7 protein-coding genes are annotated in these 9,151 nt (G+C 61.9%); 4 read left to right on the top strand and 3 right to left on the bottom strand.

Going from position 1 to position 9,151, the window contains the following annotated elements; translation table 11 throughout:
• Nucleotides 1–83, bottom strand: an 83-nt coding sequence (locus JHD73_RS29715; RefSeq protein ID WP_368735496.1) for a transposase, incomplete at its 3' end; no start/stop codon positions are given.
• A gap of 177 nt (nt 84–260) precedes the next feature.
• Between JHD73_RS29715 and JHD73_RS04805 the strand changes: the two genes are divergently transcribed.
• The gene (locus JHD73_RS04805) at nt 261–1,517 is read left to right on the top strand and encodes an SGNH/GDSL hydrolase family protein (protein ID WP_199028322.1); all 1,257 of its coding nucleotides are present in this window, start codon (nt 261–263) and stop codon (nt 1,515–1,517) included.
• 7 nt (nt 1,518–1,524) lie between these two features.
• Here JHD73_RS04805 and JHD73_RS04800 read toward each other — a convergent pair whose 3' ends face one another.
• Both JHD73_RS04800 and JHD73_RS04795 read right to left on the bottom strand, forming a co-directional pair.
• Nucleotides 1,525–3,057 (bottom strand): amino acid permease, encoded by a 1,533-nt coding sequence (locus tag JHD73_RS04800; RefSeq protein WP_199028320.1) that lies wholly within the window; start codon nt 3,055–3,057, stop codon nt 1,525–1,527.
• Between the two features lie 76 nt (nt 3,058–3,133).
• On the bottom strand, nt 3,134–4,672 hold the full coding sequence (locus JHD73_RS04795) for an amino acid permease (protein WP_199028318.1): 1,539 nt from the start codon (nt 4,670–4,672) through the stop codon (nt 3,134–3,136).
• Nucleotides 4,673–5,042: 370 nt separating this feature from the next.
• Here JHD73_RS04795 and JHD73_RS04790 point away from each other — a divergent pair, with 370 nt between their 5' ends.
• The 3 genes from JHD73_RS04790 to JHD73_RS04780 are packed head-to-tail and all read left to right on the top strand — an operon-like array spanning nt 5,043 to nt 9,035.
• Nucleotides 5,043–7,124, top strand: a complete 2,082-nt coding sequence (locus tag JHD73_RS04790; protein ID WP_199028316.1) for a 3-hydroxyacyl-CoA dehydrogenase NAD-binding domain-containing protein — start codon at nt 5,043–5,045, stop codon at nt 7,122–7,124.
• A gap of 39 nt (nt 7,125–7,163) precedes the next feature.
• Nucleotides 7,164–7,796: a bifunctional nicotinamidase/pyrazinamidase gene (pncA, locus tag JHD73_RS04785; protein ID WP_199028314.1), complete on the top strand. Its 633-nt coding sequence runs from the start codon at nt 7,164–7,166 to the stop codon at nt 7,794–7,796.
• Nucleotides 7,797–7,856: 60 nt separating this feature from the next.
• Nucleotides 7,857–9,035 (top strand): acetyl-CoA C-acyltransferase, encoded by a 1,179-nt coding sequence (locus JHD73_RS04780; RefSeq protein WP_199028312.1) that lies wholly within the window; start codon nt 7,857–7,859, stop codon nt 9,033–9,035.
• Nucleotides 9,036–9,151: the final 116 nt, after the last annotated feature.

The following is a 9,151-nucleotide window of genomic DNA, read 5'->3' as shown; positions in this document are numbered from 1 at the left end:
CGCTTGCCGCATGCGCGGCATTTGAGCCGCCCATCGGAGAGTTTGTAGGGCCTGCTTGCGGAACAATCCGGGCATCGCTTCATGGTCGGACCAGGGTAACTCTGGTCCGGTTTGGGTAGGAATTACCTTTTCTTTTGTCGAGCAGCAACCACCAGTTGACAAATCTCTCCTTGAAGTCGGTGCGAACGGTCATTACCACTTCGAGTGGGCCATGCGTTCGACATGGCTTTGTTCATCCGATCACATTCAATGGAGACATCATGCGTAGCAGCGTTCTTCGACAGCGGCTGTGCCGTGTAGCCGCGATTGCCCTGATCTCACTGACCTCTCCAGCGCTACATGCCGATGACGCAAGAGATAGCGGATGGGTAGCCACTTGGACAGCCAGCGCCGACCGCAACAACTACGCCACGACACCGCAGAGTTTTCCTGCCGCAACGACAATTCGGCAGATCGTCCATAGCAGTGTCGGCGGCGACCAACTGCGTATTCTGCTGACGAATGAATTTGGGGCGGCGCCGGTGGCGGTCGGGGCGGTTCACGTGGCGCTATCCGCCGGTGGTGCAAAAATCTTTCCGAATACGGACCGGCCCGTGACGTTCAGTGGAAAAACGAGTGCCACACTGGCTGCGGGCGCACCGCTGATCAGCGACCCGATCGACCTCCCGATCACGCCGTTGGCGGACGTTGCGATCAGCTTGTTCTTGCCCAATGCCACGAAGCTGGAGACGATCCATCAGCTTGGCAACCAGACGGCCTATATATCGAGCGGGGACAACACCGCCGCCCAGGATCAGCCATCATCGTCGACCTATACCAGCCGGTTCTATCTCTCGGGCCTGTTGGTCAAGGCGCGCAACAATCCACGCACCGTCGTCGCATTTGGTGATTCCATTACAGATGGCGCCTACTCCACGATCGACGCAAATCATCGTTGGCCAGACTATTTGTCTCGGCGGCTCAACAGTCATGGTCCATGGGGCGCGTTTGCCGTGCTCAACCAGGGCATTGCCGGAAATCGCATCCTTTCGGATCTGGCTGGCGTGAGTGCGCTTGCCCGGTTTGATCGCGACGTGTTGAGCCAGTCGGGCGTTCAGTGGGTGGTTCTGCTGGAGGGCGTCAACGATATTGGCTACCCCGGCACATCGCTGGAGCCCACGGCCCCCCTGGTGCCCGCATCAGACATCATCAACGGCTACCGGCAGCTGATTGCGCGTAGCCATCTGCGAGGCATCAAGGTCATGGGGGGCACTATCACGCCGTTCAAGGACGCCGCGTATAAGGGCTACTGGTCACCGCAAAAGGAATCCATCCGCCAAACCGTGAACCAATGGATCCGGATCAGCGGCGCCTTTGATGCCGTTGTTGATTTTGACGCGGCAGTGCGTGATCCGGCCAATCCTGCGGCGCTTCTGGCAGCGTACGACAGCGGGGATCACCTCCACCCCAATGACGCAGGCTACGCGGCGATGGCTAACGCCATCAATCTCTCGGTCCTGCGTGCGGTCGGGCCGTGATCACCGCCTAGTTGGCAGCCACCCCCGAGGCGGGAGCGCCAGCCTTGGGAGGCGCTGCATTGTGCTCGAGATGCTCGGTACTGAATTGCATGTCGGCATAACGCACAAACCGCGTCTTGAACTTCCAGCGGTAAGCCAGCCAGATCGCCACAAACACGACCACACCGCAATATGTCGCGACGAAGGCGCCAAAGTTATCGATCGGCGCGAGCAACGCCTTGGTGTTCTGCCCAAGAATGATCACCACACACACGATCGCAACCATGATCGGCCCGAACGGGAAGAACGGCGACCGGTATGCCAGTTGCTGGACTGAATGCCCTTGGCTGATGAACCCCTTGCGGAACCGATAGTGCGCTAGCGCAATGCCAAACCAGGCAATGAAGCACGTTACTGCAGACGTGTTCAGCAGCCACAGGTAGACCACCTGATCACCAAACAGCGAACTGAAGAAGCACAGCGCGCCCACCGCTGAGGTGGCGACCAGGGCGCGGTGCGGCACGCCGTTGCCTGACACCTTGGCAAACCAGCGCGGCGCCTGACCCTCAAGCGACAGGTCATACAGAATCCGCGTCGACACATACAGGCTCGACGTGCCTGACGACAACAGCGCGGTCAGTACCACCGCGTTCATGATTCCGGCAGCGAAAGCGAGTCCGGCATGCTGGAAGACGAGTGTGAATGGGCTCACGCCGATGTCTGTCGCTTCGTTGCGCAGCAAGTTCGGATCGGTATATGGCAGCACCACACCGATAACCAGGATCGCCAGCACGTAGAACAGAAGGATGCGCCAAAACGTCTGGCGAATGGCGCGAGGGATGGTCCGGGAGGGGTTCTCCGCCTCGCCGGCGGCTACGCCGATCGTTTCCACGCCCTGGAAAGAGAACCCAGCAATCATCGCCACCCCAACCATGGCAGGCAAGCCGCCCACGAATGGAGCGTCGCCCACGGTGAAGTTCTGCCAACCCGATTGCGGACCGCCGTGCATGATGCCGAAGATCATTGCCAATCCGATCAGCAGGAACACCACGATGGTTACGATCTTGATCATCGAGAACCAGTATTCCGCCTCACCGAAACCACGCACGGAGAAGGCGTTGATCCCGAACATAAGCAGCAGGAACGCGGCACTCCACACCATGCCGGGCACTTCCGGAAACCAGTACTTCATCACCAGTTGGGCAGCCGCGAGTTCAACGGCAACCGTTACGGCCAATGAGAACCAGTAGTTCCACCCCAGCGCAAAGCCGAAGCCTTCCTCTACATACAACCGGCTGTACGTCACGAACGAGCCCGACACCGGCAAATGCACGGCCAGCTCGCCCAGGCTCGTCATCAGGCAATAGACCATCACGCCGATCAACGTGTAGGTGAGCAGCGCGCCGCCGGGGCCCGCCGTCGCAATCGATGCACCGGAGGCCACGAACAGCCCCGTACCGATGGCGCCGCTCAGGGCGATCATCATGATGTGCCGCGAGCGCAGGCGTCGGCGCAGTTCGGATTGGGCTTCGAGGCCGGTGGGGGTAATGGGTGTGTGCATAGCGGGTGGCGCCAAAGTGGAGCGCGCAAATCAAAACGCCCGCCGAATGCAATGCAAACGGCAGGCGAGGCAAATGTTATTGCTGGGTGCGGGCGGCGACGGTCGGCAGTTCCGGGCCAGGGTCTTGCCCGGCCAGCGGATCACGCACCACGGGCGGGCGCGGAAAGTGCATGTCCTGGTAGCGGACGATGCCGCCACCGCGTACCAGCCGGTAGCCGATCCAGATCAAGAAGAAAACCGGAATACCGATGTACGTGGCAATGACCGCCGGCCAATCGATCGTGCCACTGGTGAATGCCTGATAGTTCTGGCCCAGCGTGATGACCAGGCACAACCCAAACGCGAACAGCGGGCCGTACGGGAAGAACTTCGAGCGATACGGCAACTGCGCCGGATCATGCCCCTGCGCTACCAGCCCCTTGCGAAAGCGATAGTGGCTGATGGCAATGCCCAGCCACGCCACGAAGCCCGTCATGCCCGAGGTATTCAGCAGCCACAGATAGACCGTTTTGTCGCCGTACAGCGAGCTGAGGAAGCACAGCGCGCCCACGGCAGTCGTCGCCAGCAGCGCATTGCGTGGCACGCCATTCTTGGTGAGCTGGGCAAAGATGCGCGGCGCACGGCCCTCGGTCGCCAGGTTGTAGAGCATGCGCGTGGACGCATACATGCCCGAGTTGCCCGCTGACAGCACGGCGGTCAGGATCACCGCGTTCATCAGCCCGGCTGCAAACGCCAGACCGGCATGCTTGAACACCAGCGTGAACGGACTCACGCCAATGTTGGTGACTTCCGTTGAGAGCAGGTTCGGATCGGTGTACGGCACCAGTACACCGATGATGAAGATCGCCAGCACATAGAACAGCAGAATCCGCCAGAACACCTGCTTGACTGCTCGCGGAATCGTCCGTGCCGGATCGGCCGACTCACCCGCTGCCACGCCGATCAGCTCCGTCCCCTGGAACGAGAACCCCGCAATCATCGCTACGCCGATCATCGCCGGTAGCCCGCCCACGAACGGCGCATCGCCCAGCGTCAGGTTCTGCAGGCCCGACTGCGGGCCGCCCTTCATGATCCCGAAGATCATCGCCAGACCGATGCCGATGAAGAAGATGACCGTGATCACCTTAATGAGCGCAAACCAGTATTCCGCCTCGCCAAAGCCACGTACCGAAATGGCGTTGAGCAGGAACATGATGAGCAGGAACACCGCGCTCCACAGCACACCCGGCACATCTGGAAACCAGTAGTGCATGACGAGTTGCGCGGCCGCCAGCTCCACGGCAATCGTCACCGCCCAGTTGTACCAGTAGTTCCAGCCCAGCGCGAAGCCAAAGCCCTCATCGACATAGAGCGCGCCGTAGGTGGCGAAAGAGCCTGAGATCGGCATGTAGGCTGCAAGCTCGCCCAGGCTGGTCATCAGGAAGTAGACCATGGCCCCGATCAGGATGTAGGCGGCGAGTGCCCCTCCGGGGCCCGCCTGCGAGACCGATGCACCCGAGGCCACGAACAGCCCGGTACCGATCGATCCGCCAATGGCGATCATGGTGAGATGGCGCGCGCGCAATGTGCGGCGCAAGCCCGGCGTCTCTGTGGACGGGGTAGCGTGTTCTGACATGTATGCAGAGTGGGCGATTCCGCTCGGATCACGAATGGAATCGACGAAATGTGACGAGACGTCCCCGCGCCTGATGGGCACCCGGCGGACGAAATGCGCGACTCTATCAAAACCGTCATGTGCCGGGCAAAAAATCGATGCTGCAGCACACGCGTTTGAACCTGCCGCAGCCCGCTGCATTGCCCGCCGGACGGCGCCGTGCAGCGCAAAAATAAAAATTGAACGACCGTGCTATTTTGTGTATTCTGTGTCGAGTCGCGGCCTTACCGCGCGTTAAAAAAACGATAGTTGAGAGACAGTTCAACCGCGAGGCACGGCGCGCAGTTCTGGCGTCATTCGAGCCGACCCTCGCATCACCAAAGGAACCAGCATGACAGCGGAGTACAAGGTCCAGGACGGCGTTGCCGTCATTACGCTCAGCAACCCGCCGGTCAACGGTCTCGGCCATTCCACGCGCCTGGGTATTGTCGAGGGCATGGTCAAGGCCAGTGATGACCCCAACGTCAAGGCGGTCGTGATCACCGGGGCTGGCAAGGCCTTCTCCGGCGGTGCAGACATCCGCGAGTTCAATACGCCCAAGGCAACGCAAGAGCCGACGCTGCACGCCGTCATCAAGGCGGTCGAGTCGAGCAGCAAGCCGGTCGTGGCCGCCATTCACTCGGTGGCGATGGGCGGCGGCCTGGAACTGGCGTTGGGCTGCCATTACCGTGTGGCCGCACCGGGCGCGCAGATCGCGCTGCCGGAAGTGAAGCTGGGCATTCTGCCGGGCGCCGGCGGCACGCAGCGTCTGCCGCGCGCGATCGGCTTGGAGCCAGCGCTGAACATGATCGTCTCGGGCACCGCCATTCCGTCGGAAAAACTGGCCAAGAGCGGCCTGTTCGACCAGATGGTCGAGGGTGACCTGATGGCTGGCGCCATCGACTTTGCGCTGAAGGCCGCTGCCGAAGGCAAGCTGCCGAAGGTGCGTGATCGCAAGATCGAGCATGACAACCCCGAAGGCTTCCTGCAATTCGCTCGCAACACCGTGGCCGCTGTTGCCAAGAACTTCCCGGCACCGGGCAAGTGCGTGGACGCCGTGCAGGCCGCTGTGCAGAAGCGCTTTGACGATGGCATCAAGTTCGAGCGCGAGCTGTTTATCGAACTGGTGAATACGCCGGAATCGCGTGCACTGCGCCATGCCTTCTTCGGTGAGCGTGCTGCCAGCAAGATCCCCGATGTGCCGGAAGACACGCCGGTGCGCAAGGTGGAGAAGGTGGCCGTGATTGGCGCCGGCACCATGGGCGGTGGCATCTCGATGAACTTCCTGAACGCGGGCATTCCGGTCACCATGCTGGAAACCAAGCAGGAAGCGCTGGACCGCGGCGTTGCCACCATTCGCAAGAACTACGAGAACAGCGCCAAGAAGGGCAAGCTCACGCAGGAGAAGGTCGAGCAGCGCATGGCTCTGCTGACCCCGACGCTCTCGTACGACGATATCAAGGACGCCGACCTCGTCATCGAGGCCGTGTTTGAAGAAATGGGCGTCAAGGAAGTCGTGTTCAAGAAGCTGGACGAAGTCGTCAAGCAGGGCGCGATCCTGGCTTCGAACACTTCTACGCTGGACGTCGACAAGATCGCCAGCTTCACCAAGCGCCCGCAGGACGTGGTCGGCATGCACTTCTTCAGCCCGGCCAACGTGATGAAGCTGCTGGAAGTCGTTCGCGGCAAGGAAACCGCCAAGGACGTGCTGGCCACCGTCATGAAGCTGGCCAAGGCCATCAAGAAGACTGCAGTCGTCTCCGGCGTGTGCGACGGCTTTATCGGCAACCGCATGATCGAGCAATACAGCCGCCAGGCCGGCTACCTGCTGGACGAAGGCGCGCTGCCGGAGCAAGTCGACAAGGCCATCGAGAAGTTCGGCTTTGCGATGGGTCCGTTCCGCATGGGCGACCTGGCCGGTAACGACATCGGCTGGGCCATCCGCAAGCGCCGTGCCGTGGACAAGCCGGACATCGTGTACTCGAAGACGGCTGACCTGCTGTGCGAGATGGGCCGCTTCGGCCAGAAGACCGGCGGCGGCTGGTACGACTACAAGGCGGGCGACCGCAAGCCGTATCCGAACCAGCAGGTCAACGACATGATCGTCCAGCACTCGAAGGATCTGGGCATCACGCGCCGCAAGATTTCCGATGAGGAAATCGTCGAGCGCCTGGTATTTGCGCTGGTCAATGAAGGCGCGAAGATCCTGGAAGAGGGCATCGCCTCCAAGGCGTCGGACATCGACATGGTCTACCTGACCGGCTACGGCTTCCCGCTGTTCCGTGGTGGCCCGATGCTCTACGCAGACACCGTCGGCCTGTACAACGTCGCGCAGACCATGCACCGCTACAGCAAGGGCTACCACGGTGAAGCGTGGAAGGTTGCGCCGCTGCTGCAGAAGCTGGCCGATGAGGGCAAGGGCTTCAATGGGTAAATGAGCGGCTAATCAACCGACAAACGCGACTGAGCCGCCATGCAACTCACGCCCACCGACTGCCTGCTGGTCATCGACGTGCAGAACGATTTTCTGCCCGGCGGTGCGCTGGCCGTGCCGAACGGCGACCAGGTCATCCCGGTCGTCAATCGGCTCGCCCAGGCATTCGGCCGGGTGGTGCTGACGCAGGACTGGCACCCGCGCGAGCATGTGTCGTTCGCGGCTAATCATGCCGGCAAGGAACCGTTTGGTACGATCGATTTGCCATACGGGCAGCAGGTGCTATGGCCTACCCACTGCGTACAGCACAGCACCGGCGCAGCACTGGCCGATGGGTTGGACGTGCCGCATGCGCAGTTGATCGTCCGCAAGGGCTATCACCCGCACATCGACAGCTACTCTGCCTTCTTTGAAGCGGATCGCAAGACACCGACCGGCCTACTGGGCTATCTGCGCGAGTTGGGTATCGCGCGCGTGTTCTGCGTCGGGCTGGCTACAGACTTTTGCGTAGCGTGGTCGGCACTGGATGCGCGTGCGGCGGGGCTGGAAGTCGCAGTCATCGAAGATGCCTGCCGCGCGATTGACCTGAACGGGTCGCTTGCGCAAGCGTGGCAGCACATGACGGATGCGGGCGTCGCGCGGTTGCAGTCGCACGAGGTTCTGAACGGATAACGGAATACAACGGGCGCGCAACAGAAGCCGCGCCCGCCACCAGATACGAGGAGCAACACCATGACCGAAGCAGTCATCGTTTCCACCGCACGTACCGGCCTGGCCAAGAGCTGGAAGGGCGCCTTCAACATGACGCACGGCGCCACGCTGGGCGGCCACGCGGTCGAGCACGCCATCGCGCGCGCCAAGATCGAGCCGGGCGAAGTCGAAGACGTGCTGATGGGCTGCGCCAACCCCGAAGGCGCGACCGGCGCCAACATCGCCCGCCAGATCGCGCTGCGTGCCGGCTGCCCGGTGACGGTGCCGGGTGCGACCGTCAACCGTTTCTGCTCATCGGGCCTGCAGACCATCGCCATGGCCGCGCAGCGCGTGATTGCCGATGAAGGCGACATCTTCGTGGCTGGTGGCGTGGAATCCATCTCGTGCGTGCAGCAAGAGATGAACCGCCACATGATGACCGAAGGCTGGCTGAACAAGCACAAGCCCGAAATCTACTGGAGCATGCTGCAGACCGCCGAGAACGTCGCCAAGCGCTACAACATCGGTAAGGACCGCCAGGACGAGTACGGCGTGCAAAGTCAGCAGCGCGCCGCCGCCGCTGCCGCTGCCGGCAAGTTCAACGACGAAATCGTGCCGATGACCACGGTGATGGGCGTGGCCGATGCCAAGACCGGCCAGCTCATGACGCGCGAAGTCACCATCTCGGCTGACGAGGGTATCCGCGCCGACACAACGCTCGAAGGCGTGTCGAAGATCCGCACCGCCATGCCCGGCGGCGTGGTGACTGCAGGTAACGCCAGCCAGTTCTCCGACGGCGCATCCGCTGCCGTGGTGATGAACGGCAAGGTGGCAGCCGCCAAGGGGCTGCAGCCGCTGGGTGTGTTCCGCGGTTTTGCGGTGGCCGGTTGCGAGCCGGACGAAATGGGCATCGGCCCCGTGTTTGCGGTGCCCAAGCTGCTCAAGAAGGCCGGCCTGAAGGTCGAAGACATCGGCCTGTGGGAGCTCAACGAAGCGTTTGCCGTGCAGGTGCTGTACTGCGCAGACAAGCTGGGCATCCCGATGGACCGCCTGAACGTCAACGGCGGCGCCATCGCCGTGGGCCACCCGTACGGCGTATCGGGCGCACGCCTGGTCGGCCATGCGCTGATCGAAGGCAAGCGCCGTGGCGTTAAGTACGTGGTTGTGACCATGTGCATCGGCGGCGGCCAAGGCGCTGCTGGTCTGTTCGAGGTGCTCTAAAGAGACACAGGCTCCCACTCAAAACGGGAGCCTGTTTTTTTTGGACGGGAACGTCCCAGTAAAACGCCAACCCACGCATTCCGCCGGTTTGGCCGTTGACGTTCCTGCCCTAGATG

The organism is Ralstonia sp. ASV6 (assembly GCF_016429285.1).
GTDB lineage: Bacteria > Pseudomonadota > Gammaproteobacteria > Burkholderiales > Burkholderiaceae > Ralstonia > Ralstonia flaminis.
Note: the sequence above shows the minus strand (reverse complement) of the source record. Positions and strands in the feature narration are given on the sequence as shown.

Bases quoted from the DNA above. Each gene is read 5' to 3' on its own strand.
- JHD73_RS04805 (WP_199028322.1), top strand. From the start codon at position 261: ATGCGTAGCAGCGTTCTTCGACAGCGGCTGTGCCGTGTAGCCGCGATT.
- JHD73_RS04800 (WP_199028320.1), bottom strand. From the start codon at position 3,057: ATGCACACACCCATTACCCCCACCGGCCTCGAAGCCCAATCCGAACTG.
- JHD73_RS04795 (WP_199028318.1), bottom strand. From the start codon at position 4,672: ATGTCAGAACACGCTACCCCGTCCACAGAGACGCCGGGCTTGCGCCGC.
- JHD73_RS04790 (WP_199028316.1), top strand. From the start codon at position 5,043: ATGACAGCGGAGTACAAGGTCCAGGACGGCGTTGCCGTCATTACGCTC.
- pncA (WP_199028314.1), top strand. From the start codon at position 7,164: ATGCAACTCACGCCCACCGACTGCCTGCTGGTCATCGACGTGCAGAAC.
- JHD73_RS04780 (WP_199028312.1), top strand. From the start codon at position 7,857: ATGACCGAAGCAGTCATCGTTTCCACCGCACGTACCGGCCTGGCCAAG.